Consider the following 25,568-nt stretch of genomic DNA (forward strand, 5'->3'; position numbering starts at 1 on the left):
CAGTGCCGCGTGCGATGGTGGAGGCCACTGGGGGAAAGCACCACCAAGAAGGGGGGCCGCCCATGGGCTGGCACCGGGAGCTGCTGATCGGCTTCGACCTGGAGACCACCGGGACCGATCCGCGCGAGGCACGCATCGTCACGGGGGCCGTGATCGAGGTCAGGGCCGGTGAGCCCATGGGGCGCCGGGAGTGGCTGGCCGATCCGGGCGTGGAGATCCCGGCCGACGCGGTCGCGGTGCACGGCATCAGCAACGAACGCGCGGCGGCCGAGGGCCGCCCCGCCGACCAGGTGGCCGACGCCATCGCGGACGTCCTGGTCTCCTACTGGACGGCGGGCGTCCCGGTCGTGGCGTACAACGCGGCCTTCGACCTCACGCTGCTCTCGGCCGAGCTGCGCCGGCACGGCCTGCCGTCCCTGGTCGAGCGGCTGGGCGGCGCCCGGCCCGCCCCGGTCATCGACCCGTACACCATCGACCGCTGGGTCGACCGCTACCGCCGCGGCAAACGCAATCTGGAAGCGGTCTGCGCCGAGTACGGCATAGTCCTCGACGCGGCGCACAACGCCACCGCCGACGCGCTCGCCGCGGCCCGCCTCGCCGCCGCGATAGCCGGCCGCCATCCCAAGATCGCGGCCCTCGGCCCGGCGGAGCTGCACCGCCGCCAGATCGAGTGGTACGCCGAATGGGCGGCGGACTTCCAGGCGTTCCTGCGCCGCAAGGGGGACACGGACGCGGTGGTCGACGGGGTGTGGCCGTTGCGCGAGCTCGCGGATCTGGCGCAGGAGAAGGTCTGAGCCGGTCGGTCAGGCCGGCGCGGGGCTCGCGATGCGGGCCACCCGCGGCCCGGCGAGCCGCGCGTAGTCGGTGCCGGCGAGACACAGCGAGCGGTCGAGCCGGGCGGCGTTGAAGTACAGCCGCGGCTGGGTGACGACGTCCGGGTCGGCGACGAGTTCCAGCTCGGGATCGAAGCTGAACGGCAGCACGGTTCCGGGCACCGAGCGGGCCAGCCGCTCGGCGGTCGCGGCGTCGCTGAAACCGACGTACCGGGCGTCGAACAGCGCACGCACGGCGTCCAGGTCCACCCGCCGGTCCCCGGGGACCACCGCGAGGACGTGACGCGTGGTGCGGCGGTCGACCTTGACCCGTAGCACGATGCACTTCGCGGCTTGGTCCATCGGATGGCCGCGCAGGGCGCTGACGGCCTCGGTGGCGCCCTCGGGCGCGTGGTCGATGAGGCGGTAGTCGACGCGGGAGGCGTCGAGCAGGGAGATCAGGTGTTGGTAAGTGTCGTGGTCCGGCATGCGGCGTCTTCTCCGTTTCTCTCGGGGGTCATGGCGGGCGCGAACGTCCCGGCCGGCCCGGTGGTCTCGGGGCCGGCGGTGGGCCGGGCGGCCCGGTGGGCACGTTCCACGGCCTGGCCCCAGTAGGTGCCGGCGACCATCAGGACCGCGCCCAGGGCGGTGAGCGGTGTGAGGTGTTCGCCGCCGAGGGCGATGCCCACCGCCGCGGCCCAGACCGGCTCGGTGCCGAGCAGCAGGCTTGCCCGGCTGGCGGAGGTGCGCTGCACCGCCCAGGTCTGGGCGAGGAAGGCGAACACGCTGCAGAAGAGGGCCAGGTAGACCAGCTGGGCCCAGGTCGCCGCGTCGGCCCGGGTCAGGGTCGGCAGGTCGCGGGCGGCGGGGAGGAGGAACAGCCCCGTGCCGACCAGGGTCTGCACCGTCGTCAGGTGCAGCGGGCGGATCGCCCGGCCCGCGGTGAGCCGCCCGACGAGGGCGACGTGCGCCGCCCGGACGCAGGCCGCGGCGAGCATGAGCAGGTCTCCGAGGCGCGGCGCGTGGAAGCCGTTGCCGGACATGAGCAGACCGACGGCCAGGACGCATACGGCGGCCGCGGCGAAGAAGGCGGGCGGCGGACCGCCGCGGCGGCCGGTCCGGTCCAGGAGCGGGGTGAGCACGATGGTGAGGCTGATGATCAGGCCCGCGTTGGCGGCGGTGGTGTGGGCGACGCCGTACGTCTCCACGACCAGGACCGCGGCCTGGGTGATCCCGAGCGGCAGCCCCGCGCGGATCTCGTCGCGGGTCCATCCACGCGGTCCGCCGCGGGCGGCGACGAGAGCGAGACAGGGCAGCGCGGCGAGGGCGTAGCGCGCGAACAGGACGAGGAGGACGGGCAGGGCGGCCGCGGCCGTCTGGGCGGAGAGATAACTGGAACCCCAGACGAGCGCGACGAGGAGGAGTACCGCGTCGGTACGGCGGGCGTCGGTCACCCGCCAACGGTGCACCGCCGACGTGTCTGAAGCCCAGGACCACTTTCTTAAACGATCTTTTAGCAGCACTACATCGTCGCCCTAGACTGACCGGATGGACGAACGGCAGCTGAGGATCCTGCGGGAGCTGGGCGAACTGGGCAGCGTGACCGCGGTCGCCGAGGCGCTGCTGGTGACGCCGTCGGCGATCTCGCAGCAGCTGCGGCTGCTGCAACGCTCCCTGCCCGTGCCGCTCACCGAACGGCACGGGCGGCGCCTGGTCCTCACCGACGCCGGGCAGGCGTTGGCGGACGCGGCGGTCGAGGTGGAGTCGGCGCTGGCCCGGGCCCGGCACGCGGTCGAGGAGTTCGTGGCCAGGCCGGCCGGCGAAGTGTCGCTGGCGGCGTTCCACAGCGCGGGCGCGGCGTTCTTCCCGCTGCTGCTGCGCGGCCTCGCCGGGCCGGACGCGCCGACGGTGGCGCTCGCCGACGAGGATGTGCCGCAGGAGGACTTCCCCCGGCTGACCCGCGCGTACGACCTGGTCCTGGCCCACCGCCTGGACCACGCCCCGCCCTGGCCGCGGACGGTGACCGTGACCACCCTGCTGCACGAGCCGCTCGACGTGGCGATGCCGGCCGGGCATCCGCTCGCGGCCAAGCGGCGGGTGACGCCGCGTGATGTCGCCGACCAGCCGTGGATCACCGTGCACGACGGGTTCCCGGTCATGGCCACCATCGAGGCCATCGCCGCGGCGGCCGGCCGGCGGCTCCGGCTGGCCCACCGCATCAACGAGTTCGCGGTGGTGGCCGAGGCGGTCGCCGCCGGGGGCGGCATCGCGCTGATGCCGCGATGGACCATGCGCCCGCACCCGGCGCTGGTCCTCCGGCCGCTCAGCGGCGTCCAGGCCACACGCCACATCGACGTCCTGTGCCGCCCCGAGCGCACGGCCCGCGCCGCCGTCCGCAGAGTCCTCACCGAACTCCGCACCGCGGCGCGCACGATCCGGGACAGGGACACCGGGAAACCGGCACCGGCCAGCACCGACGGGACAGCCACCCGAAACCGACCCGCCGACTGACCGCCTCCCGGCCACCCCGCCCGCCCGAGAGGCTGCGGGCCCGGTCACCCCTACGCCCTGGAGGCCGCCGCCCGGTCACTCCCGGGCGCCGAGAGGCCGCCGCCCGGCCACCCCATCGCCCGTGATGAGCCGCCGGCCGGCGCCGGTACCCACGGAAGGCCGTCGGCCCCGTGTGTTCGTCAGAACGGATACCAGCGCACCGTCTCGTCCCCCTCCCGGAGGGACCTCACCCGGCGTTCGAACTCGGTCAGGGCCTTGGGGTTGGTGGGTGCGTGCTGGGCCACCCAGGCGCAGCTCGCTGTCTCGCGGGCGCCGCGGAGGACGGTGCAGCCCTCCCAGTCCCGTACGTCCCAGCCGTAGGCCTCGGTGAAGGAGTCGTAGGCAGCGGCGGGCAGGCCGTAGCGGTCGCGGGACAGGGCCATGACCACCAGGTCGTGCTCGCGCAGGTCGGCGGAGAAGGTCTCCAGGTCGACCAGGACCGGGCCGTCGGGGCCGACATGCACATTGCGGGGCAGCGCGTCGCCGTGGATCGGCCCCGGCGGCAGATGCGGCGTCAGCGCGGCCGCGGCCGCCGCGAAGCCGTCCCGGCGCGCCCGCAGATAGGCCGCGTCCTCGGCGTCGATCGCGTCGCCCGCGAGCCGCAGCCAGCGCTCCACACCGCCCAGCAGCTCGCGGGGCGGCAACGCGAAGGGCGGAGCGGGAAGGGCGTGCACGATCCGCAGCAGCCCGGCGAGATCCCGGGGCTCGGCCGGCCGTACCGGCTCGGGCAGCCGGTGCCACACCGTCACCGGATGTCCCTCGACCAGCAGCGGCTTCCGCTCGGCGGCCCGCACGGCGGGGACGCCGGCCTCCTCCAGCCAGCCGGCGATGTCCAGTTCGCGCCGGGCGCGTGCCAGCAGCTCGGCGTCCCGGCCCACCTTGACGACCAGGTCGCCGGCGGCGAACACCGCGTTCTCGCCGAGGGCGAGGAGCCGCACGTCCCGCGCCGGACCGGGCAGCACCCGCGCCGCGGCCAGTACGCCCCGCGCCCGTGCCTCGTCCATCGTCCGCCTCCGTGTCGTCGTCCCGTGCCGTTCGTCCGGTGTCGTCTCGTCCGGTGCCGCCGGTCCGGTGTCGTCTCGTCCGGTGTCGTTCGTCCCGTGCCGTGCGTGTCCGGTCTGCGGACAGTCTCGCATTCGTACAGGTCGGCCCCTGTGCGCGGTCCCTTGACGAGGTCCCACGCCTTCACGACCATGAACACGCCAACCAGACCTGGCAAAGGGGCTGATTCCGTGGCATCAGTGGCCGAAGCAAGACCGCCGACCGGACGCCTCTCCGGTCGCGGCGCCTGGTTCCTGGTCCTGCCCGCCCTGATCCCGATCCTCCTGCTCAGCGTGGGCCCGCTGCTGTACGGCATCCTGCTGGCGTTCACCGACGCACAGTCCGGCCGGACGTCGGCCACCCGGTGGATCGGCGGTCTCAACTTCCGCGACCTGCTGCACGACACGCTGTTCTGGGAGTCGTTCCGGATCGGGCTGGTGTGGGCGGCCGGCGTCACCGTGCCCCAGTTCCTGCTGGCCCTCGGCCTGGCTCTCCTGCTCGACCAGGAGTTACGGCTGCGCTGGCTCGCCCGCGCGCTCGCGATCGTCCCGTGGGCCATGCCCGAGGTCGTCGTCGGCATCATGTGGCGCCTGGTCTACAACCCGGACGCCGGCGTCCTCAACGAAACCCTGCGCGACCTGGGCCTGGGCGACGGCCGGGACTGGCTGAGCGGCCTCGCCACCGCCCTGCCCGCCGTCATCGTCGTCGGCGTCTGGGCGGGGATGCCGCAGACCACCGTCGCCCTGCTCGCCGGCCTGCAGAACACCCCGCGCGAACTGCACGAGGCGGCGGCCGTGGACGGCGCCGGCGCCTGGCGCCGGTTCCGCACGGTCACCTGGCCCGCCCTCAGACCGGTGGCCCTGGCGATCACCGCACTCAACCTGATCTGGAACGTCAACTCCTTCGCCCTGGTGTACGTCCTGACCAACGGCGGGCCCGGCGGCAGGACCCGGCTGCCCATGCTGTTCGCGTACGAGGAAGCCTTCCGCTACGGTCAGTTCGGCTACGCGGCCGCGATGGGATGCGTGCTGGTCGCGGTGGTCTCGATGCTGCTCGCGGTGTTCCTGGCCGGCCGGCTGCGGGGCGGTGAGGACGCATGAGGACCCGCCCCGCGGCCCGCGCCGGCCAGTACGCCGCCCTGCTGGCCTATCTCGTCTTCCTGGCCTTCCCGTTCCTGTGGCTGCTGTCCACCGCGGTCAAGTCGCCGCGCGAGCTGGGCAGTCCGCATCCCACCTGGATCCCGCGCCACCCCACCGTGGCCAACGTCCGGCAGGCCTTCGCGGAGCAACCCCTGGCGCACGCCGCCGCCAACTCGCTGCTGGTGGCGCTGGCGACCGCCGTCGTCGCGGTACTGCTCGCCACCCCGATGGCCTACGTCATGGCCCGGCACCGCACCCGGCTGGCCCGCGCCGCCACCGGATGGGTGGTGGTCAGCCAGGCGTTCCCGTTCGTGCTGGTGATCATCCCGCTGTTCCTGGTGCTGAAGAACCTGCGGCTGATCGACTCCCTGACCGGACTGGTGCTGGTGTACGTGGTGTGGGCGCTGCCGTTCGCGCTGTGGATGCTCGCCGGCCACGTCCGGGCGGTGCCCGCCGAGCTGGAGGAGGCGGCGGCCGTCGACGGGGCCGGGCGCCTGAGGACGCTCGTGTCGGTGACGGCGCCGCTGCTCGCCCCCGGTATCGCGGCGACGGCCCTGTTCGCCTTCGTCAGTGCGTGGAACGAGTTCTTCTTCGCGCTGGTGCTGCTCAAGAGCCCGGGGAAGCAGACCCTCCCGGTCGTCCTCACCCACTTCATCGGCGCGGAGGGCGTGGCCGACCTCGGCCCGCTGGCCGCGGCCGCGTTCCTCGCCACCCTGCCCTCCGTGGCCGTCTTCGCGCTCGTCCAGCGGCGGATCACCAGCGGCCTGCTGGCCGGGGCGGTGAAGAGCTGATGCGCACCCTCGCCAAGGCACTCGTGGTCCTGCTGCTCCTCGCGGGCTGCTCGGCACCGGGCCACCGCGGCGGCCCGGTCACCCTGCGCTTCCAGTCCCTGGCCTGGCAGCAGGGGTCCGTCGCCGCCAACAAGGAGCTGGTCGAGCAGTGGAACGCGACCCACCCGGAGGTCAAGGTCGAATATGTCCAGGGAAGTTGGGACGGAGTGCACGACCAGCTGCTCACCTCCTTCGAGGGCGGCGAGGCCCCGGACGTCATCCACGACGCGTCCGACGACCTCGCCGACTTCGCCTACGGCGGCTACCTCGCCGACCTGACCGGACTGCTCCCGCCCCGGCTCAGGTCCGACATCCCCCGCGGCAGTTGGGACGCGGTCACGTTCGGGCGCGGTGTGTACGGTGTGCCGTTCCTCCAGGAACCCCGGGTGCTGATCGCCGACACCGACCGGCTCCGCGCGGCGAAGGTGCGCCGGCCGACCCCCGAACACCCGTGGAGCTGGGCGGAGTTCCGGCAGGTGGCCAAGCGGCTCGGCGGGCCCGGCAGGTACGGCGTGGCCTGGCCGTTGAAGGAGCCCGTCTCGGCCACGCTCAACCTGTCCCTGTCGGCGGGCGGACGGCTCTTCCACCGGGGCGCGGACGGCAAGGTCACCGTGCGCTTCACCGACGGCGACGCGGTCGTGCCCCGCACCGTCCACGACCAGGTCGTCACCGACCGCAGCGCGCCCGCCTCGACCCTCGGCAGCGGCGGCTCGGACACCCTGCCCGGCTTTTTCGGTGGCCGGTACGCGATGGTCCCGCTCGGCTTCTCCTACCGCCAGCAGATCGTGCAGCAGGCCCCCGAGGGCTTCCACTGGGAGGTGCTGCCGGCCCCGGCGGGCGCCGACGGGCTCACCCAGGGCGTCAGCCCGCAGACCCTGTCCGTCTCCGCCGACTGCCCGCACAAGAAGGCGGCGGTCGCGTTCATCGACTTCCTGCTGCGGCCGCCGAACATGGTCCGCCTCGCTCTCGGCGACTGGATGCTGCCCACCGGCACACGGGCCCTGCGCGACCCCGCCCTGCACACCGCCCGGTACGGCTGGGCCACCGGCACCGCCCTGGCCGCCCACCTCCGGCCCGCGCCCGCCCAGTCCGTGCGCGGCTACCCGGAGTGGAAGGACAAGGTGGCCACCCCGGCCTTCCAGGAGTACTTCACCGGCTCGATCGGCCTGGACGAACTGCGCAAGCGCCTGGAGCGCGACGGCAATCTGGTCCTGGCCCGCTACCAGCGCTGACCGGACACGCAATTGATTGGACGAGACGTCTCGTCTCGCTTAACCTCGGGTCATGACCAGTCCTGCTCATATCGCCATGTTCTCCATCGCCGCGCACGGCCATGTGAACCCCAGCCTGGAGGTGATCCGGGAGCTCGTCGCCCGGGGCCACCGGGTCACGTATGCCATCCCGCCGGCCTTGGCCGACAAGGTGGCCGCCACCGGTGCCCGGCCCGTGCCCTACACCTCCACCCTGCCCGGACCCGACGCCGACCCCGACGCCTGGGGGACCACCCTGCTGGACAACGTGGAGCCGTTCCTGGCCGACGCGATCCAGGCGCTCCCGCAGCTCCTCGCGGCCTACGCCGACGACACACCCGACCTCGTCCTGCACGACATCGCCTCCTACCCGGCCCGCGTCCTCGCCCACCGCTGGGGCGTCCCGGCGATCTCCCTCTCCCCGAACCTCGTCGCCTGGGAGGGCTACGAGGAGGAGGTCGCCGAGCCGATGTGGCGGGAGCCGCGGCAGACCGAGCGCGGACGGGCGTACTACGCCCGGTTCGAGGCGTGGCTGGCGGAGAACGGCATCACCCGCCACCCGGACCCCTTCGTCGGCCGCCCGGAGCGCTCCCTGGTGCTCATCCCGAAGGCGCTCCAGCCGCACGCCGACCGGGTCGACGAACATGTCCACACCTTCGTCGGCGCCTGTCAGGGTGACCGCGCCGACCAGGGCGACTGGCAGCGGCCCGCGGACGCGGAGAAGGTCGTGCTGGTCTCCCTCGGCTCGGCCTTCACCAAGCGGCCCGACTTCTACCGCGCGTGCGTGCGCGCCTTCGCCGACCTGCCCGGCTGGCACACCGTTCTCCAGGTCGGCCGGCACGTGACCCGCGCCGAGCTGGGCGACGTACCGGCGAACGTCGAAGTGCACAGCTGGGTACCGCAGTTGGCGATCCTGCGGCAGGCCGACCTGTTCGTCACGCACGCGGGCGCCGGCGGCAGCCAGGAGGGCCTGGTCACCGCCACGCCGATGATCGCCGTGCCGCAGGCCGTCGACCAGTTCGGCAACGCCGACATGCTCCAGGGGCTCGGTGTCGCCCGGCACCTGCCCGTCGAGGAGGCCACCGCCGAGCGCCTCCGCGAGGCCGCCCTCGCCCTGGTGGACGACCCGGAGGTGGCGCGCCGGCTGAAGGAGGTGCAGGCGGAGACGGTCCGGGAGGGCGGCACCCGGCGGGCGGCCGACCTCATCGAGGCCGAACTGCCCGGCCGCGGCCGGCGGTAGGCGACCGTCAGAGGTAGGCCGTGGTGTCGAGCCGGGCCTTGTAGATCACGGCCCCCTCCCGGGCCCGGGCCACCCCGCTCACGTTGAAGTGGACGTACTTCGTGCCGAAGGCGTTGCCGCCCGCCACCGCGCCCGTCCACATCTGCTCGCCGGAGGAGTGGTGCACGTACGACTTGACGAGCTTGCGGGTGTGCAGGGTCGTCCGCTTCATCGTCGACTTGTCGACCGTGTAGACGCCGTTGGTGTCGGTGACCAGGAGCCGGCCCGGGTGCTGGTGGTCCGGCTGGAGGTCGTGCGGGTGGTGGAAGCCGGTGAGCCGGCGGTCGGTGTCCTCCACCAGCTGGGCCGAGCTCGCCGTCGTCACGATCCGGTACGCCTTCAGCACCGAGCCGCCGGCCGCCCACATCCGCTCGGACTGCGGGTCCCACAGCAGGCCGTGCGCCTGCGGGAAGGGGATCGGGGCGCCCGCGCTGACCAGCGAGCTGCCGTGGCTGTTCGTGGGCCGGAAGACGTGCAGGCTGCCGCCCTTGGCGTCGCCGCCGCCCGGGCCCTTGCTGCGGCCCGCCACCACGACCACGCCGGTGCCCCGGGCCCGCTCGATGGCGTGTGGATAGTTGGGGATGTTCGCGGACCACAGCAGCTTCTTGTCCCGGCGCCGGTAGATGCTCGCCGCCCCGCTGTTCGGGGTGCCGGTGACGGCGAGCAGGATCTGGCCGTCGCCGCTCGTGTCACGGAAGCGGTGCTCCATCGGGGCACCCGAACCCACCGGGTTCAGCTGCCACTTGATGTTGGCGTCGGTGAACGGCTTGTTGCGGTCGAAGAGAAAGATCCTTCCCGAGACGACGTCTCCGACGAGCACGTCGAACGCGGGCGGCGCCGCCGCGCCCGCCGCGTGCGCGGGTGCCGCGGTCAGCAGCCCCGCGGCCGGTACGGCCAGCGCGCCTTTCAACAGAATCCGCCTGTCCATGTGGTTCCTCCCCCGTGCCGGGCATGTCTGTCCGGACATCGAGAGCACGGACAGGGCCCGTCGGTTCCCTCCGGAACCGACGGGCCCTGTGTCAACGGGCGGAATCAGACAGTCAGCCGCTCGCCCCGGTCCGGCACCGGCATCGCGACCGCCTCCGGCGCCTCGTCGTGGGTGAGGTCCGGCAGCCGGTGCAGCCACTTCGGCAGGTACCAGTTGCGCTCGCCGAGCAGCGCCATCACCGCCGGCAGGAGTACCCCGCGGATCACGGTGGCGTCGATGAGGACCGCCGCGGCCAGGCCCACGCCCATCTGCTTCATGGACTGCATGGACAGCGTGCCGAAGATCGCGAACACGGCGACCATGATGACCGCGGCGCTGGTGACGACCCCGGCCGTGGTGACCACGCCGTGCCGGATCGCGTCCTCGGTCGTACGGCCGCGCATCCGCGCCTCGCGGATCCGGGACACCACGAACACGTGGTAGTCCATGGACAGCCCGAACAGGATCACGAAGAGGAACAGCGGCAGCCAGGTGACGATCGCGCCGACGCCCTCCGCGCCCACCAGCGAGGCACCCCAGCCGTGCTGGAAGACGGCGACGAGAATGCCGTACGCGGCGGCCACCGACAGCAGGTTGAGCATGATCGACGTGATCGCGACGGTCAGCGAGCGGAACGACAGCAGCATCAGCAGGAAGGCGAAGACGACCACGAACACGAAGACCGGGACGACCGAGCCCATCAGCTGGTCGTTGAAGTCGTGGTTGCCCGCGACCTGACCGGTGACCGGTGCCTGCACCCCGTCCGCCTTGCCGAGGGTGGCGGGCCGCACCTCGTCGCGCAGCTTCTCCAGGCTCTTCGTCGCCTGGTCCATGTCGGACCCGCCGACCAGCGGCACGGAGACCAGGGCGACGTTCTGCGCGTCGTACAGCTTGACGTCGACCGGGCCGCGCGAGGCGCCCGAGGCGATCGCCTGCTTCCTGAAGTCGGCCAGCGCCTGCCGGACCTCGGGGGCGTTGATGTCCCTGGCCTTGACGACGACCTGAGCCGGTTCGCTGCCGCCCGGGAAGGCGTCGTTGATGCGGTTGTACGTCTGCACGATGGGCAGCGAGTCGCCGAACTCCTGGTCCAGCGTGAGCTGCTGGGTCTTCATGCCGAGTGCGGGCGCGGCGACCGCGAGGAGCGCACCGGCCGCGACGACGACCGAGACCAGCGGCCGGGCCAGCACGCCCCGCAGCACGGCCGACCAGAAGCGGCTGTCCCCGTTCCCCTTGCGCTTGCGGCGGCTCAGGAACGGGATACGGCCCTTCTCGACCCGCTCGCCGAGCAGGGAGAGCAGCGCGGGCAGCACGGTCACCGATCCGACCATGGCGACCGCCACCACCATCAGCGAGGCCAGGCCCATCGCCTCGAACTCGGCGAGTCCGGTGAACAGCATGCCCGCCATCGCCACGCACACCGTGACACCGGAGACGATGATCGCCCGGCCGCTGGTCGCGGCGGCGATCCTGAGGGCGGTGCCCGCATCGCGGCCGGCCGCCCGCTCCTCGCGCTCACGGCGGAGGTAGAACAGGCAATAGTCGACGCCGACGGCCATACCGACCAGCAGCATCACGGAGTTGGCGGTGTCGCTCATCGGCTGGAGATGGCTGACCAGGCCCATCAGACCCATCGTCGCCATGATCGCGGTGATCGCGAGGGCCACCGGCAGCAGCGCGGCCACCAGCGCGCCGAACGCGATCAGCAGGATGCCGAGGGCCACCGGCACCGCCGAGTACTCGGCCTGCTGGAAGTCGTTCCCGAAGGCGTCCTTGTACTGCTTCTGCATGCTGGCGCCGCCGATCTCCTCGATCTGCAGCGCGCGGTGCTTCTTCTGCACCCCGGCGACGGCCTTCAGCACCGGCTCGATCCGGTCGGCGGCCGTCTCCGCGTCTCCGCGCAGGTCGAACTGGACCAGCGCGCTGCGGCCGTCCCGGGACACGGTGCGCGTGTCGTACGGCGAGGTCACGCCGGTGACCTTCCCCGTGCCCTCCACCGCCTCGACGACGTCGGCGACGGCCGCGCGGAACGCGCCGTCGGTGGCCTTGACCGAGCCGTCCTTCGCCTGGATCAGGACGGTCTCCGAGGCGGGCTCCTCGATCCCGGCGTCGTCGATGATCCGTGCGGCGGTGTGCGTCTCGCCCTTGAGCTGGTCGCTCTGGTCGACGTCGACCCGGCCCGCCGCCGAGCCGAGCCCCATCGTCAGGACGACGAACAGCACCCATATGCCGACGGCCGCCCAGCGGTGCCGGGCGCTCCAGCCGCCGGCGCGGGCGGCCAGCCCCCGGACCCGCACCTCTGTGTTCCCCATGACGGGTCTGCCCCCTCGTGTGCGGTGACGGCCCCCTGCCGTCACCTCTGTGCTTGCTCCGGTTCGACAGTAGGGGCTGGGTAAAGGCGACTCGTCGTACTGCCCGGTGAAGTGCGCGGGGTCCGGATCATCGCCGGGGAGGACGGCGGCCCCTTACATCTATCGCCGGTTCTCGGGGGCGCGGCTCAGGGTCATGAAACTTTGTTGAACAAGTCACGGCTGTGTGGAGAGTTGCCCGGGCCCCGGCCGATCGGCCAGAGTTCCGCCCAGCCCGCCCAGCCCGCCCAGCCCGCCCAGCCCGCCCAGCCCGCCCAGCCCGCCCAGCCCGCCCAGCCCGCCCAGCCCGCCCAGCCCGCCCTGCACGCGGGCACGGCCGTCGTGCCCGCCCCCACGGGGCACGACGGCCGCACCATGCCCCCGTACGCCGGGTGCGGCAAGCCGGTTCGGGCACCGGATCGCGGCGCGGTCCGACCGCGTGTGCGAGGCTCTCGGCATGCGCTACGTCATCATCGGGGCGGGAGCCGTCGGCGGCACCGTCGGCGGCCGGCTGGCCCAGGCCGGGGGCGAGGTCGTCCTGGTCGCCCGCGGCCCGCACCTGGCCGCCCTCCGCGAGCACGGACTGCGACTGCGCGTTCCCGAGGGCGAGTCGACACACCGGCTGCCCGCCGTCGACGGGCCCGGCCCACTCGGCGAACTGCGCGCCGACGACGTCCTCGTCCTCGCCGTGAAGACCCAGGACACCGTGACCGCCCTGGAGACCTGGGCCGACGTCCCCGTCGCCGGCGGCGGCACGGCGGCCGAACTCCTGCCGCTCGTCTGCCTCCAGAACGGCGTGGAGAGCAACCGGCTCGCCCTGCGCCGCTTCCGGCACGTCTACGGCGTCTGCGTCTGGCTGCCCTCCACCTTCGTGGAACCCGGCGTCGTCTCCGCCGCCGGCACCCCGCTCACCGGCGTCCTCCACCTCGGCCGCAGCCCGCACGGCGCCGACGACACCGCCCGCCGGATCGCCGCCGACCTCGCGGACGCCCACTTCGAGGCGCCGGTCGTGCCCGACGTCGCCCGCTGGCAGTACGCCAAGCTGCTCGCCAACCTCGGCAACGCCCTCGAAGCGGTCAGCGGACCCGTGGCCGGCGCGGAGGCCCAGGCCCTGCTCGCGCGCGTCCGGGCCGAGGGGGAGGCCGTGCTCGACGCCGCCGGGATCCCCTACGCGAGCGCGGCGGAACAGCAGGCGGCACGGGGCGACAAGGTCACCCTCGTCCCGCTCGACGGCACCCCGCGCGGCGGCGGCTCCTCCTGGCAGTCCCTCGTCCGGGGCACCGGCACCATCGAGGCGGACTACCTCAACGGCGAGATCGTCCTGCTCGGCCGGCTGCACGGGGTCCCGACCCCGCTGAACGACCTGCTGCAGCGCCTCGCGAACCGGTTCGCGCGGGAGCACCGGGTGGCCGGCTCACTCCCGGTCGCCGACCTCGTCCGGCTGGCCGACGAGGCCGTACGGCACGGAGGTTGAACGTCCGGCCCGTTCGGCGTCTCACGTCGCTGACGACGCCGGCCTCACCCGGATCGACCTCGTGGCCTTGCCGCAACGTCTGCTCGCAGCCGTGCTCGGCGTAGTGGAACCCGTTCGGTGACATGCGCATTGGGCCAGTGGAACGGGTGAGGATTGGGCCGGGACTCGGGCCCACCGGCGCACTAGCGTCGCCGTCATGACGCACAGCAGCACCGGCACCACCACAGCCGCCCCGATCCGGGTCGATTTCTTCTTCGACCCGGCCTGCCCCTTCGCCTGGATCACCTCCCGCTGGCTGCTGGAGGTCGAGCGCCTGCGCCCGCTCGACCTCCGGTTCCGGGCGATGAGCCTGTATCTGCACAACACCGGGAGCGAACTCCCCGACTGGTACCGGGATCTGGTGGACCGATCGATCGGCCCGGTGCGGGTCGCCGTGGCCGCCGCCGAACGGCACGGGGAGAAAGTGCTGCGCGAGCTGTACACCGCCTTCGGCACCCGCATCCACGAACAGGGTGTCGAGGACTTCGACGCGGTGATCACCGAGTCGCTGGCCGAACTCGGGCTCCCCGCCGCCCTGTCCGCCGCTGCCCACGACCCGGCGTACGACGACGCCGTCCGACGTAGCCACGCAGCCGGCGCCGAGCCGGAGGCCGGCGGCTACGTCGGCACCCCCACCCTCCACGTCGACGGCACCGTGTGGTTCGGCCCCGTACTGCGTGCCGTCCCGCGCGGCGCCGAGGCGGCCGAACTCTTCGACAGCTTCCGGGTGCTGGCCCGGCACCCGGACTTCTTCGAACTGAAGCGCACCCGCACCGGCGCCCTCCGGTTCGACTGATCCGGGGAAAGATTGGCCGATAAGCGCCCCTGCGGCGCACCCGTCGCACCGCACGTGTGACACGGCTGCCCCGACCGGCGCAGAGAGAAGAGCCGTCGCGGCCCGACGTCACAGGGGAGCGCCGGACCGCGGCGGCCGATACCACACGCCCGCCCCCCGCACCCCGCCTCACCGAACCACGCGACAAATCCCCAGGGTTGTCCCTAGGGTGAAGCGCGCGGAAGGCCTGAGGGGGACGGACGGATGAGTGTGACCGGCAGACCATTGCCGTCATTGCCGCAGTACCGCAAGGACGGAGTGACCCGGCGCCTGAGCGCCTCGGTGCACCTCGACGACGACTTCGCCCTGTACGTCGACCGGGTCCTCACCGGCGACCGGCTGAATGCCCTCGGACTGAGCCTCGGCATCAACTTCGTCGCCCTCGCCCGCCACGCGCGCGTGGCCACCCGCCGCCGCGAGGCCCTCGACCGCCGGCTGGCCTGCCTCCAGGTGGCCGTCCCCCTCACCCTCCTCGGCGGGCTCTGGGGGCTGGTCAACGGATACCGGTCACTCGGATGGGTGGCGATTTTCGGCCCTCTCGGCGCCGGTGTCATCGCCTGGGCGCTCGTCCGGCACAAGGAGGCCCGTAGCCGCGACACGGCACGGGAGGTGTTCCTCGCCACGGAGAAACCCGAGCAGACGGCACCCCCGGTGGAGCCCGCCGCCGAGGCGGCGCTGCACGAGCTGAAACGCGCCAATGTCCTGCCGTACGCCGACGAGGCCGCCTACACCAAGCCGTTCGTCGGCAGCGGCCAAATGATCAAGGAGGTCGTCTGGCAGCCCATCGACATCAGCAGACCCGCCGACGCCCCCGGCGGCGGCCAACTCCCGCTGCTCCCCTTCGACGTCATAGACCTGCACACCTACGTGGCACGCCAGATGGAGGGCATCTCCGGCCTGCAGGGACTGCGCGCCAGGAACCGGCTCTACGTCCTCGGCAGCAACGCCCACCTCATACCCGAGCTGGTCCCCGATCCGACCCGGCGGCCCCGCGCCCACATCCCCAGCCGGTTCGTCCAGGCCGGGCTGCGGACACCGGGCGCCGGCATGCGCACCCACCTGTGCCTGGAACGCATCGGCGAGGGCGGCCGGCTCGTCGTCTCCATGTATCTGCGGGCCATCCTCCACCCGCCCAGCCTCAGTTGGGAGGTGGCCGCCTACGCCATACCGCCCCTGGACGGCCGCTTCTACCGCGTCGACCGCCTGCCGGTGGCGCCGTTCGAACGCTGGTGGGACCTCGTGCGCTACGCCACCCGCCGCACCGGCCCCGAGCTGCGCGGTGCCCTCGGCCGCCTGCTCCGGCGCCGCCGCTGGCAACGCGACCGGGAAAAGGTGCTGGTCAAGGCCCGCCGCGCGATCACCAAACAGCACGTGCGCCACGACTACGGCGCCACCGGCAGCCTGCGCGAGGACCTCGGCGCATGGGACGAGGCCGGCTACACCGACCGCACCGACGCGAAGGACTTCCTGTTCCGGCTCCAACAGGGCGTGCTGACCGCCACGGAACGGTTTCTGCGCGACCACAACATCGACACCAGCTCCTTCGACAAGGCCGTACAGGTCATCAACACGCAGACGTACAACATCGGTAACGTCAGCGGCCCCAGCAACTTCGGCGCGCACGGGACGATCCTCCTGGGCGGGCAGCAGGGGCCCGGACCCCAAGGAGTCCCGGGCGCCCAGGGCGGCCCCGGACCCGCGGGATCCGGACCGCCCGCGCCGAATCCGTAACCCCCAGCCATCCGACGGCTCCTCCAGCGAGGAGGTGAGCCGCCGGCCCCGAAAGCTAGGACAGGCCATGAGCACCTACAACTTCGGAAACGTCAACGGTCCGGCCAACTTCGGCGATTACAACCACATCCACATCAACCACGCCGCCCCGGACCTCGCGACCCTCATGCAGCTCGCGGACGGGCTCACCGAGGCCCTGCACGCCGAGTACCCGAACCTCGTACCGCAGGGAGAGATCATCCAGGCCCAGTTCGAGGAGTCCGCCGAGGACGGCCTGCCGCCGAACCGGGGCCGGATCCGCTCCGCGCTGGAGACGATCGCCATCGGCGCGGCGGCCGGCACCGGCAGTCTCGTCTTCACCCAGCAGCTCACGAACGCCCTCGGGCTGTGAGCCGCCGGGGCCCCGCCGCCACGGGGCCCCATGACTAGCGCGCCCGCACCACCGCCCGTACCCCGCCGCCCAGGTCAAGGTCGAGCCCCGACCGCAGCGGCACCGTCTGACCGGGCTCGACCTGCTGCACGGTGCCGTCCGAGCGGGTGCCCGTCCAGGTCTGCCCCGAGCGGTTGGCGAGCCCGAACCGCCCCGGCTTCTTCGGGTGTTCGACCAGCTCCGCCACGAGCGCCGCATCGGAACAGTCGTGCCGGGTCGGCTCCGGAAGCAGATGGTGCGCCTGCACCCGGGCGGCCCGGCGCAGCCGGATGTGGTGCTCGGTGCGGGGCGGGGGAGTGGTCACCGTCAGCCGCGGCGGCAGCACCAGCCGCGCCTTGCACCCCCAGCAGTCCCGCGGCGGCGGGTTCTCACCCGGCTCGGTCATGTTCTGCCGCCCGCACGCGGCACACTCGACCACCGCGTCCAGCACCGCCCGCAGCGCGTCCCGCCACTCCGACTCCCGTACCCGCGCCGCCGGATCGCGCAGCCCGGTCGTGAACGACCGCCGGAACAGCTCCCGCAGCTTCTCCGCCGCCGCGTCCCAGGTGGCCAGCACCGTCACGTGCTCCATCGGGTCGGGCGCGTTCGCGTCGTCCGCCGGGTCGAACACGAACAGCGGACTCTTGCCGTACAGCTTGCGCTCCGCCGCCTCGTCCAGACAGTGGATACCCAACTCCCGCCGTCCCTTGAGCGGGTGGTGGTTCATGAGCAGCATGAACAGCAGGACGGCGAGCGAGTGCAGATCGGACTGGGTGCCCGGGCGCGCACCCGGGTCCCCGCGCACCAGCTCCGGCGCCATGAACTCCATGGTCCCCGAGATGCCGCTGACGTCGCCCTCCACCACCGCGTTGTCGTTGTCGCACACCAGGACGTCACCGGTGTCCGGGTCGAAGAAGATGTTGCCCCAGGAGATGTCCCGGTAGGCGATGCCCCGCGAGTGCAGCGCCTGGTACGCCTCCACCGTGTACAGGCAGGCCGTCAGCAGCGCGCGCGGGCTGGTGCGCAACTGCCGCCGGAACAGCGCCGGAAGACCCTTGTAGCGGTCCGGGCGCAGCCCCATCAGATAGCCGAACGAGCCGTGGTGCGCCGGCACGAAGGCCTCCGGCCACAGGAACCGGTCGTCGGCGAAGTCCCGGGTCACCAGCTCCCGTACGATCGCCTCCTGCTCCGCGGTCGCGCAGGTCGGGTAGTACCACTTCAGGGCCCGCTCCCCGTCCGGCGTGCGGACCCGGTACACCTCCCCCTGGCCGCCCGCACCGAGGAAGCCGAGGATCTCGACGTCGTCACCGTTCTCCGCCGCGAGGTGCGCCCCGCCATCGAGCATGCCGCTCATCTACGTCTCCGTTGTCCCTTCCGTGTCCACCTCGCCGCCGGCCGGGCCGGGTGGTGTGTGTGCGTCCGTCGCGCCGGGGGCCGCGGGGGTGCCGGCGGGCGTGCAGGCCGCTCGGGCGTCTGCCGGGTCCTCGGCGTCCGCCGGAGTTTCGGCCCCTGCTGTGCTTGCGGTGTGCGCTGTGCCTCCGGCGTCCCCCGGGCGTTCGGCGTCCGCCGGGCCCTCGGTGCTCACCGGTACCAAGGCCTCCGCCGGGCCTGAGTGGTCCGCGGGGCCTGAGGCGTCCGCAACGCCCGAGCCGTCCGCCGGGCACGAGGCGTGCTCGGCGGCCGAGGCATCCGCGGGGCCCGAGCAGTCCGCCGGGTCCGAGGTGTTTTCGGCGGCCGAGGTGTCCGGTGGCCGTACCGCCGCCGCCAGGGTCGTGTCGTCGCCGGAGTAGCGGGAGGCCTGGGCGAGCCAGTCCGGCAGGGCAGCGCGGACGCCCGCGCTGCCCTCCCCGGCGAGCCGTCCCGCCAGCCCCGTGACGAACTCGCGGTACCCGTCCCCCGAGGCGAAGCTCTTCGACAGGCCGTCCGTGGAGAGCACGACCAGCCGCGGCGCACGCGACTCCTCGAACACCGGCGCCCAGTGCATCCGCATCGCCCGCCACGCCTCCCGCCCGCACAGCGACTCGGTCTCGTCGCCCAGGTCCTCCACGGCGGGCGCGAGTGGCCGGCTCAGTGCGCCGTCGTGCTCGATCACCGCGAGGTCCCCGTCGCCGATCTGCCAGGCCACGAACAGCCACGGCGTGATCACCGCGCCGATCAGCGTGGTGCCGTACAGCACCAGCTTCTCCTCGGGCGCCGGCTCCCGGGCGGCCTCCTCCACCACCGGCCGGTTCCGGTCCCAGTGGCCGAGGGCCTCCTGGCGCCACTCGTGCACCAGGGCCCGCGGGAAGTCGTCCCGGGCATAGGTCATCAGCCGGGCGAGCCGCCCCGGCTCATGGCAGTCGTGGGCCGCCCGCCCGAACCCGGCCGCCAGCGCAAGGAACCGGTCCACCGCGAACCGCGCGCCCAGCGCGCTGCGCGCGTGCACCGCCGAGCCGTGCCCGTCGGCCACGGCCAGGACCAGCGGATCCGCCCCGGACCCGGTGCCCTGGCAGGCGTACCAGTCCTGGTTGCGGCGCTTGCCCACGCCCTGGACGCTGTCGGCCAGCGTCTCCCACCGTCGCACCCCGAGCGTCACCACACGTCGTCGTCATCGTCGTCGTCCAGCACCGGCGGCGCGTACGGCTGCTTCGCCATGGTCACCCCGGAGCCGTCGCCGGCGACCGGCTGGGAGGCGGCCTTCACGGCCGCCGTCGACGCCCACCGGATCGCCGCGGCCAGCTGCTTGGGACTGTTGGCGTCCAGCGGCTGAAGTTCCGGGTTGCCGAGGAACTCCTGGAGCACCCCGCGGTCCGCGTCCGCGCCGATCGCGATCGCCACCCGGACCGCCTTGCGGCCCCAGGGGGAGGCGTCCACGGCCTTCAGGCCCGCCTTCCAGTCGTCGGTGGGCACGCCGTCCGACACCAGAGCCAGCACCGGTTTCAGCGCCCGCTGCGGCATCGGCGGGGTCTGCAGCTCGCGCGCCACCAGGTGCAGCGCCTCACCGAGGTTGGTCATGCCGTCGACCTGGACGTCCTGCCAGGTGAAGTCGTCCACCGGGACCGGTGTCTGGTGGTGCCACTGCGCGGTGGTGGAGAAGGTGACCGTGCGCAGCAGCAGTTGTGCCGCGGGGTTGTCGTGGGCCACCGACCGCATCTCCGGAACGGCCTCTCTGATCGCGTAGTTGAGCTTGGCGATCTTCTCGCCCTGCATCGAGTACGAGCAGTCGAGCAGCCAGATGAAGTGGACCGGCCGGTTGGCCATCGGCCCGCCGGGAATGTCACTCACGCCGCGATTCCTTTCGGGTGAAGGGGGTTGTCACAGTCGGGGCAGCAGCAGCCAGGCCCCGCAGGCCAGGCTCGCCGCCGCCAGGAGCAGGGCGGCGGCGAACAGTCCCGCCATCACCCGCCGGGCCCGGCCGACGGGCGGGGTCACGTGGTTCATGCCGGGCTGTACCTGCCTTCCCTGTCGTCGTCCGGCCGCCGCCGCGGCCACGGCACCCGTCCGGCGCCACGCCCGGCCTGCCCGGTCAGCGGGCCGGTGCGCAGGCCGGAGGCCGCGAGCAGCCACAGCACCGGTTCGGCGGCCCGGCGCTGCTCGCTCTCCAGCGGCCCGGTGCCGGTGGCCGCGTGCGCGCTGATCGCCCAGTAGCGGGCCGCCCGGAAGTCATGGCCGAGGGCCCGCACCAGCGCGCCCAGGCCGATGTCACCGAGCCACGCGTCGATCGGGCTGCCGGGCACCGGCAGCGAGGTCAGCCGGTCCAGCACGTCCCGCTTGGTGACGACCGCGGCCACCGGCAGCCGGCGCCGGCGTCCGGTCAGCGCGGCCAGCTCGCCGGTCAGCCGCTCGTACGTCTCCCGCGGACCCTGCGCCGAGGGCCGCGCCGGCTTCGCCCGCTCGGTGTCCGCCGGGCCGAGCCGGCCGCGTACGGCGGGATCGGCGAGCACGTCGGCGACCAGGACGACCCCGTCCGCGTGCGCCAGGTACCGCTGCGCCCGCACCCGTTCGGCGTCGCTCACCGACTCGCCCATCGGGTCGTACAGGTACAGCAGCCGGCGCCGCCGCCCCCGCGAGACAGTGAGCATCAGGGCGCGCGGCGGGCCGCCGGTCGTGGCGTGCGCCCAACCCGTCCGGTTCAGCTGCTGGTTGACCCCGGAGTGTGAGCGCCGGTCGGCGTCGGAGGCGTACTCGACGCGGAGTTCGCCCTCCCGGGCCCAGGCCAGCAGCCCCTCGACCATGGCCGCCATCAGCATCGTCTTGCCGGAGGAGGTGCCGCCGACCAGCGGGGTGTGCACCACCCGGGTGGTGGCCACCGCCTCCGGCAGGATCTGCTCGCAGCTCGGGCACAGCGCGGACAGCCTGCCCCGCCCGGTGAGCCGGGTGGCCGGCAGCCGGTGCCCGCAGCCGCACACGTGCCACAGGACGCCGTACCGCCCCGGCCGCAGTTCGGCGTGGCGGGACGGGCAGTTGGGGCAGTGGTGCACGGCCAGCGGCACCGGCGCGTAACAGCCCGGGTGGGGGCAGGTCACGCGCAGGCCCCGCAGCAGCGCCCAGCCCCGCTCCATCCCGCGCAGCAGGGGCACGCCCGCCGCCCAGCCGAGCCACACCAGCCCCAGCAGCAGCGCCTGGACGAGCAGGGCCCAGCCCAGCAGCAGGGTGGCGAGCACCGCACCGGTCAGCGCGCCCGCCGCCGTACCGGGAGCGATCAGCGTGGCCAGCAGGAACCGGCCCAGCGGCAGCCGCACCCACCGGCCCCCGGGACGCCGGCCGCGGAACAGGTTCCGCACGATCCGGTCCAGCCACGGGTCGGTGAACCCGCGCCACAGCATCCGCATGCCGTCCCGGCCGGCGGACACCGCGTCGGCCCACGACTGCCGCCGCCAGTAGGCGGGTTGCGCGGGCTCCGGGCCGGCGGCCCCGGACAGGCGCGGATCCAGGCGACCCGCCTCCCACGGCCCGAGCCCCCGCCACACCGCGCGCACACCCCGCCCGAGGAACTCCCAGAGCGTCCGCGACAGGCACACCGCGACGGCGACCAGCCCCGCCCAGCCGAACAGGGCCAGCAGCACCTGCACGGCGAGGTGCAGGTCCGAGCCGCCGGTCCCGGCGTTCACCGGGCACCTCCGCCGGCGGGCGGCTGGACGTCCCCGGGCCAGGACGTCCGCCCGTCCTCGCGCCGGCCGCGCCCGGCCAGCCGGCCCGCCAGCCGGCCCAGGGCGCCCGGCCGGTTCCACGCCCGGTAGGCGTCCAGCCGGCCCCGGCCCGTGCGCCCCAGCGCCTCCTCGACCGCGGCCCGGTCCCCGGCGGGCAGCGCCCGCACCACCGGCCGCAGCACCTTGGCCAGCAGCGCCGTGCGCGTCGCCTCCCAGTGGGGGTGGGTGTCCGGGTACGCGGTCCAGTCGCAGAAGCGGGCGGCCACGTACGCCGGCGCCGTACGCAGCCGTTCGGCCACCGTGGCACCGCGCGCCGCCCGCTCGTAGGCCGCCAGCATGACCGCGTCGCCCGAGCGGGCCAGCGCGTACAGCTCGCTCTCCGGCACCGGCACGGTCAGCAGCCGCCGGGCGAGCGCGTCGTACACCCGCCGGGTCACCTGCTCGGGCACGGGCTCGACCGCGCCGTCCCGCAGCGCCCGTACCCGCTCCACCCAGTTCTCCCCCTCGGCGTCGGTGCCGAGCAGCCCCGCGAACTCCAGCAGGAGAAGCGGCGCCCGGTGCGCCGGGTCCAGCTCCGTGGTGAAGCGGCGCAGCAGGTCGACGGCGAGCAGCGGGACGGCGGCGTCCTCGGCCGGGGCCGCGAGCGCGGCTCCCACCAGCAGGTCGCGGGTGCCGGCCAGCCGGTGCGCGTCCGAGCCCAGCTCGTTCAGCAGCAGGCTCGCCTCCTCGCCGGTGGGCAGGTCGTCGCGCCACACCAGCCGGACCGCCGTGTGCAGGACGGCCGGTTCGGCGTGCGGGGAGACCCCGGCTGTGCCCAGCACCGCGCGCAGCCGGCCGCGCCGGTCGCCGCCGGACCGGCCGGCCGGGTCGCCGAGGACGCACATCCGCAGATGCGGGACGCCGGGAGCCGACGCCACCGGCAGCCCGGATCCGGCGAGCCGCTCGGCGACGGCGACCGGCTGAGCCGCCGCGAGCGCGTTCAGCGCCCCGAACAGGGCGGCGCGCAGGGCGGGGTGGGCGTGCACGGCGTCGAGGAGCGCGGCACCCTGCGCATCGCTCACGGGCTCGTCGCTCACCAGTTCCCGGGCGGTCCGGCCCGCGAACTCCGGCAGCAGGTCCGTGCAGTCGACGTCGAGCAGGTCGGCGACGTGCAGCAGCTCCAGGGGCCGGCCGGTCGCCGGCTCGGCCGCGTCGGCGATGCCGTGCCGCAGGGCCGGCGCGAGATCCCGGGCCAGCGCGGCCCGCACCTCGGGGGTCAGCGACCCCGCGCTCAGCGCGGGCACCCGCCCCCGCCTCCGCCCCCGTACCGCCATGGTCAGTACCCGCGCGGCGAGCGGGGCAGACACGACCGTGGGCACCTGTCCGTCCAGCCGTGCCAACAGGCCGGCCAGCGCGCCCGCTTCGTCGTGCACGGCGCCTTCGTCGGCCGTGCCGTCGGCCTCCCGTGCCAACGCATCGAGCAGCGCCGTCAGGTGCGGCTCGGGCAGGCCGGCGGCGTGCTCCGCGGCCCAGCGGGCCGCCGCCGCGCGGGCGGCCGGGTTGAGGGCGATGCCCGCGGCGAGCGCGGCCGCGGCGAGCGCCCCGACATCGCCGACGGTGTCACCGGCGTCCCGGGAGGGGTCGCGGAACAGCTCCGGCCGTCCGGCCGCCCAGATCCGCGCGCACACGTCGGCCCAGTCGTCCGCCACGGGCTCCCCGGCCGCCCGGCCGGTGCAGTCGTGCACCCGGAACCGGTGGTCGTGCCCCACCGGCTCCGAGGAGGGCAGCGCCCCGACGATCTGCTGGCGCGCCTGCTGCGGCCGCCGGGTGTACGTCGTGAAGGTCAGCCGGTGTGCCTGCGCGCGCGGCAGGACCGTGCAGGCCAGGGCGATCCACTGGGCCACGTCCGCGCTGTCCCGCTCGACGAGGACGATCTGCCGGACGTCGCTGCCCTCGGCCAGTGTGCGCAGGTCGGCGAAGAACGCGGCGAGCCGGTCCGCACGGGACCGGGCGAATGCCACGAGCCCGTCCCGGCGCAGCAGCCCCGACGGCTCGAACCGGTCGATCGGCTGCGGCCGCCCGTCCGGGGGAGTCGCGTCCGCCCAGCGCGGCGACTCCCACGCCGTGATCGGCAGCGCCCCGTCCGGCAGCCGGGTTCCGGGCGGCAGATGCACGGCGTGGACGTGGAAGTTGCCCCACCGCCCGCTGTAGTCCGCCCCGGTGTACACGGACCGGCTCAGCAGGCGCCCGCCGTCGGACAGTTCGGTGCAGGTGAACGCCTTCGGGAAGGACTTCAGCTGCTCGGTGTCCGGCCGGTCGGGCAGATCGCGCGGTGGCTCGTACCCGATGAGCTGTTCGGCCTCCCGCAGCACGGTGGCCGGTACGCCGGGGCTGACGGCGGTGAAGCGGAAGCCGGATCCGTCCGGGCCGGGCGGGGCCGAGGTGTAATGCAGCTGTGCGAGGCTCACCGGACCCGCTCCTTTCCGGCCTTCGCCTTCACGGCCGTGCGCACGGGCAGCAGCCCGCGCAGGGACAGCAGCCACAGCAGCGGATCCTCCACCCGCACCGGCTGCGGCCCCGACTTCGGTACGTCCGCCGGCGCGTTCGCGGGCGGCGGCGCGCCCAGTGCCGACAGCCCGAACAGCGACAACTCGGCGAAATCGTGCTCCAGTTGGCGCAGCAGCGCGCCCGAGTCCCAGTCCGTCAGCAGGGCGCGCAGCTCCTCGTGTACGGCGAGCCGGTCCTCGGCGTCGTACGTGCCGCCCGGGTGCGGGGCGTTGCGCAGCAGCGGGGAGTGCGGGTCGAGCAGGGGTCTGAGCATGTCCGTCTTGGTGACGGCCACCGCGATCGGGGTGGTCACCCGGCCGCCCGCCCTGCCCTTGCCGTGGGCGCGCAGCTGTGTCGCGAGGTCGGCGGCGATCTGCCGGGGCGAGGTCTCCACCACGGGCAGCGGCGGGCCGTCGTGCACCGGCAACCGGTCGCGGACGGAGCCGAGCTGGAGCGGATCGACCAGCAGGATGATGCCGTCGGCGGCGCTCAGATAGCGGGTGTAGCGGTCCATGGCCTCGGCGTCCGCGAGGTCCTCGCCGGCCGCGTCGAAGAAGACCAGGGTGGTGTGCCGGCTGCCGGAGCCGCCCAGCAGGCTGCGTCTGGGCAGGCTGAGCCGGTACAGCAGCGGGTCGTTGAAGCCGAGCGCGGCCGGCCGGGTGGCGGCGGGCAGCCGCAGCCGCTCGTAGAGGTCCTCGGCCATCTCCTTGTCCCGCGCCTGCGTGTGCTGCCCCATCGCCGCCAGCGAGGCGTGGTACGCCTGCCCCACCCTGTGGTCCAGCTCGTTGCGCAGCACGGCCACGTAGGTGCTCTTGCCGGTGGCCTTGGCGCCGACCAGGGCGATGATCCGGCTGTCCTGGTCGCAGTAGTCGCTGGGCAGATCGCTGTGGCAGGTCCCGCACACCCGCACCGGCGTGGGCACCCCGCACGCGGGGCAGGTCACGCTGCTGCCGGCGCCGCCCGGCCCGCCGCGAGCGCTGAGCCCACCGCGAGCGCTGAGCCCGCCGAGCCTGCGCGCCGGGGTGAACACCGGGCCGCGCATCCGGGCCGCCGGAGGCACGCCGGGACCCATGAACGCGGCCCATATGTCGTCGGGTTCGGGCCCGCAGGGCGTGCCGCCCCGCACCCCGCTCGGGGTCATCAGGCAGCGGTACGGCAGTCTGGCCGCCGACGCGCGGGCGAAGCAGTAGGGGCAGATCACGGTCGTCATGG

23 protein-coding genes are annotated in these 25,568 nt (G+C 73.8%); 10 read left to right on the forward strand and 13 right to left on the reverse strand.

Translation table 11 applies throughout. The annotated features are described in order from the left end of the window. Positions 1 to 62 precede the first annotated feature (62 nt). Positions 63 to 794 carry an exonuclease domain-containing protein gene (locus ACZ7DL_RS08635; RefSeq protein ID WP_470772520.1) on the forward strand — a complete coding sequence of 244 codons (732 nt, stop codon included), beginning with the start codon at positions 63 to 65 and terminating at the stop codon, positions 792 to 794. Positions 795 to 803: 9 nt separating this feature from the next. On the opposite strand, the gene ACZ7DL_RS08640 is transcribed toward ACZ7DL_RS08635, so the two are convergent. Both ACZ7DL_RS08640 and ACZ7DL_RS08645 read right to left on the reverse strand, forming a co-directional pair. Then, positions 804 to 1,301, reverse strand: coding sequence for a YbaK/EbsC family protein (locus ACZ7DL_RS08640; protein WP_470772522.1), 498 nt, complete (start codon positions 1,299 to 1,301; stop codon positions 804 to 806). Further along, positions 1,271 to 2,266, reverse strand: coding sequence for a DMT family transporter (locus ACZ7DL_RS08645; protein WP_470772524.1), 996 nt, complete (start codon positions 2,264 to 2,266; stop codon positions 1,271 to 1,273). The genes ACZ7DL_RS08640 and ACZ7DL_RS08645 overlap by 31 nt, the downstream gene beginning before the upstream one ends. A 94-nt stretch (positions 2,267 to 2,360) precedes the next feature. Between ACZ7DL_RS08645 and ACZ7DL_RS08650 the strand changes: the two genes are divergently transcribed. Beyond that, complete coding sequence (locus ACZ7DL_RS08650; protein ID WP_470772527.1) at positions 2,361 to 3,323, forward strand: LysR family transcriptional regulator; 963 nt, start codon at positions 2,361 to 2,363, stop codon at positions 3,321 to 3,323. Between the two features lie 179 nt (positions 3,324 to 3,502). Here the strand turns inward: ACZ7DL_RS08650 and ACZ7DL_RS08655 are convergent, their stop codons facing one another. Beyond that, positions 3,503 to 4,366: a phosphotransferase enzyme family protein gene (locus tag ACZ7DL_RS08655; protein WP_470772529.1), complete on the reverse strand. Its 864-nt coding sequence runs from the start codon at positions 4,364 to 4,366 to the stop codon at positions 3,503 to 3,505. A 189-nt stretch (positions 4,367 to 4,555) separates the two neighbouring features. Between ACZ7DL_RS08655 and ACZ7DL_RS08660 the strand changes: the two genes are divergently transcribed. The 4 genes from ACZ7DL_RS08660 to mgt are packed head-to-tail and all read left to right on the forward strand — an operon-like array spanning position 4,556 to position 8,862. Next, positions 4,556 to 5,503 carry a carbohydrate ABC transporter permease gene (locus ACZ7DL_RS08660; protein ID WP_470772531.1) on the forward strand — a complete coding sequence of 316 codons (948 nt, stop codon included), beginning with the start codon at positions 4,556 to 4,558 and terminating at the stop codon, positions 5,501 to 5,503. Continuing rightward, a complete protein-coding gene (locus tag ACZ7DL_RS08665) occupies positions 5,500 to 6,333 on the forward strand; it encodes a carbohydrate ABC transporter permease (RefSeq protein ID WP_470772533.1) in 834 nt (277 codons plus the stop codon). The genes ACZ7DL_RS08660 and ACZ7DL_RS08665 overlap by 4 nt, the downstream gene beginning before the upstream one ends. Further along, positions 6,333 to 7,604 carry an ABC transporter substrate-binding protein gene (locus ACZ7DL_RS08670; RefSeq protein WP_470772535.1) on the forward strand — a complete coding sequence of 424 codons (1,272 nt, stop codon included), beginning with the start codon at positions 6,333 to 6,335 and terminating at the stop codon, positions 7,602 to 7,604. Before ACZ7DL_RS08665 ends, ACZ7DL_RS08670 begins: the two co-directional genes overlap by 1 nt. A 52-nt stretch (positions 7,605 to 7,656) precedes the next feature. Then, the gene (mgt, locus tag ACZ7DL_RS08675) at positions 7,657 to 8,862 is read left to right on the forward strand and encodes a macrolide-inactivating glycosyltransferase (RefSeq protein WP_470772537.1); all 1,206 of its coding nucleotides are present in this window, start codon (positions 7,657 to 7,659) and stop codon (positions 8,860 to 8,862) included. Between the two features lie 7 nt (positions 8,863 to 8,869). Here the strand turns inward: mgt and ACZ7DL_RS08680 are convergent, their stop codons facing one another. The 3 genes from ACZ7DL_RS08680 to ACZ7DL_RS08690 all read right to left on the reverse strand — a co-directional run bounded on the left by ACZ7DL_RS08680 (position 8,870) and on the right by ACZ7DL_RS08690 (position 12,576). Next, entirely contained in the window at positions 8,870 to 9,829 is a 960-nt protein-coding gene (locus ACZ7DL_RS08680; protein WP_470772539.1) for a hypothetical protein, read from the reverse strand. A gap of 104 nt (positions 9,830 to 9,933) precedes the next feature. Next, entirely contained in the window at positions 9,934 to 12,177 is a 2,244-nt protein-coding gene (locus tag ACZ7DL_RS08685) for an MMPL family transporter (protein WP_470772541.1), read from the reverse strand. Positions 12,178 to 12,390: 213 nt separating this feature from the next. Continuing rightward, complete coding sequence (locus tag ACZ7DL_RS08690; protein ID WP_470772542.1) at positions 12,391 to 12,576, reverse strand: hypothetical protein; 186 nt, start codon at positions 12,574 to 12,576, stop codon at positions 12,391 to 12,393. 94 nt (positions 12,577 to 12,670) lie between these two features. On the opposite strand from ACZ7DL_RS08690, the gene ACZ7DL_RS08695 reads away from it, so the two are divergent. The 4 genes from ACZ7DL_RS08695 to ACZ7DL_RS08710 all read left to right on the forward strand — a co-directional run bounded on the left by ACZ7DL_RS08695 (position 12,671) and on the right by ACZ7DL_RS08710 (position 16,683). Beyond that, complete coding sequence (locus tag ACZ7DL_RS08695; RefSeq protein WP_470772543.1) at positions 12,671 to 13,687, forward strand: ketopantoate reductase family protein; 1,017 nt, start codon at positions 12,671 to 12,673, stop codon at positions 13,685 to 13,687. A 196-nt stretch (positions 13,688 to 13,883) separates the two neighbouring features. Further along, positions 13,884 to 14,522, forward strand: coding sequence for a mycothiol-dependent nitroreductase Rv2466c family protein (locus ACZ7DL_RS08700; protein ID WP_470772545.1), 639 nt, complete (start codon positions 13,884 to 13,886; stop codon positions 14,520 to 14,522). Between the two features lie 273 nt (positions 14,523 to 14,795). Continuing rightward, positions 14,796 to 16,292, forward strand: a complete 1,497-nt coding sequence (locus ACZ7DL_RS08705; RefSeq protein WP_470772547.1) for a hypothetical protein — start codon at positions 14,796 to 14,798, stop codon at positions 16,290 to 16,292. A gap of 67 nt (positions 16,293 to 16,359) precedes the next feature. Continuing rightward, complete coding sequence (locus ACZ7DL_RS08710; protein ID WP_470772549.1) at positions 16,360 to 16,683, forward strand: hypothetical protein; 324 nt, start codon at positions 16,360 to 16,362, stop codon at positions 16,681 to 16,683. Positions 16,684 to 16,717: 34 nt separating this feature from the next. Here ACZ7DL_RS08710 and ACZ7DL_RS08715 read toward each other — a convergent pair whose 3' ends face one another. The 7 genes from ACZ7DL_RS08715 to ACZ7DL_RS08745 are packed head-to-tail and all read right to left on the reverse strand — an operon-like array spanning position 16,718 to position 25,566. Then, on the reverse strand, positions 16,718 to 18,055 hold the full coding sequence (locus tag ACZ7DL_RS08715) for a protein kinase domain-containing protein (RefSeq protein ID WP_470772550.1): 1,338 nt from the start codon (positions 18,053 to 18,055) through the stop codon (positions 16,718 to 16,720). Next, a complete protein-coding gene (locus tag ACZ7DL_RS08720; protein WP_470772552.1) occupies positions 18,056 to 19,279 on the reverse strand; it encodes a PP2C family serine/threonine-protein phosphatase in 1,224 nt (407 codons plus the stop codon). Continuing rightward, entirely contained in the window at positions 19,273 to 19,941 is a 669-nt protein-coding gene (locus ACZ7DL_RS08725) for a vWA domain-containing protein (RefSeq protein ID WP_470772797.1), read from the reverse strand. Before ACZ7DL_RS08725 ends, ACZ7DL_RS08720 begins: the two co-directional genes overlap by 7 nt. Before the next feature lie 54 nt (positions 19,942 to 19,995). After that, on the reverse strand, positions 19,996 to 20,121 hold the full coding sequence (locus ACZ7DL_RS08730) for a hypothetical protein (RefSeq protein ID WP_470772554.1): 126 nt from the start codon (positions 20,119 to 20,121) through the stop codon (positions 19,996 to 19,998). Further along, complete coding sequence (locus ACZ7DL_RS08735) at positions 20,118 to 21,791, reverse strand: TRAFAC clade GTPase domain-containing protein (RefSeq protein ID WP_470772556.1); 1,674 nt, start codon at positions 21,789 to 21,791, stop codon at positions 20,118 to 20,120. The genes ACZ7DL_RS08730 and ACZ7DL_RS08735 overlap by 4 nt, the downstream gene beginning before the upstream one ends. Continuing rightward, complete coding sequence (locus ACZ7DL_RS08740) at positions 21,788 to 24,277, reverse strand: GTPase-associated protein 1-related protein (RefSeq protein ID WP_470772558.1); 2,490 nt, start codon at positions 24,275 to 24,277, stop codon at positions 21,788 to 21,790. Before ACZ7DL_RS08740 ends, ACZ7DL_RS08735 begins: the two co-directional genes overlap by 4 nt. Further along, a complete protein-coding gene (locus ACZ7DL_RS08745) occupies positions 24,274 to 25,566 on the reverse strand; it encodes a TRAFAC clade GTPase domain-containing protein (protein WP_470772560.1) in 1,293 nt (430 codons plus the stop codon). The genes ACZ7DL_RS08740 and ACZ7DL_RS08745 overlap by 4 nt, the downstream gene beginning before the upstream one ends. Between the last annotated feature and the right edge of the window lie 2 nt (positions 25,567 to 25,568).

Source organism: Streptomyces sp. NPDC036984 (assembly GCF_055607665.1).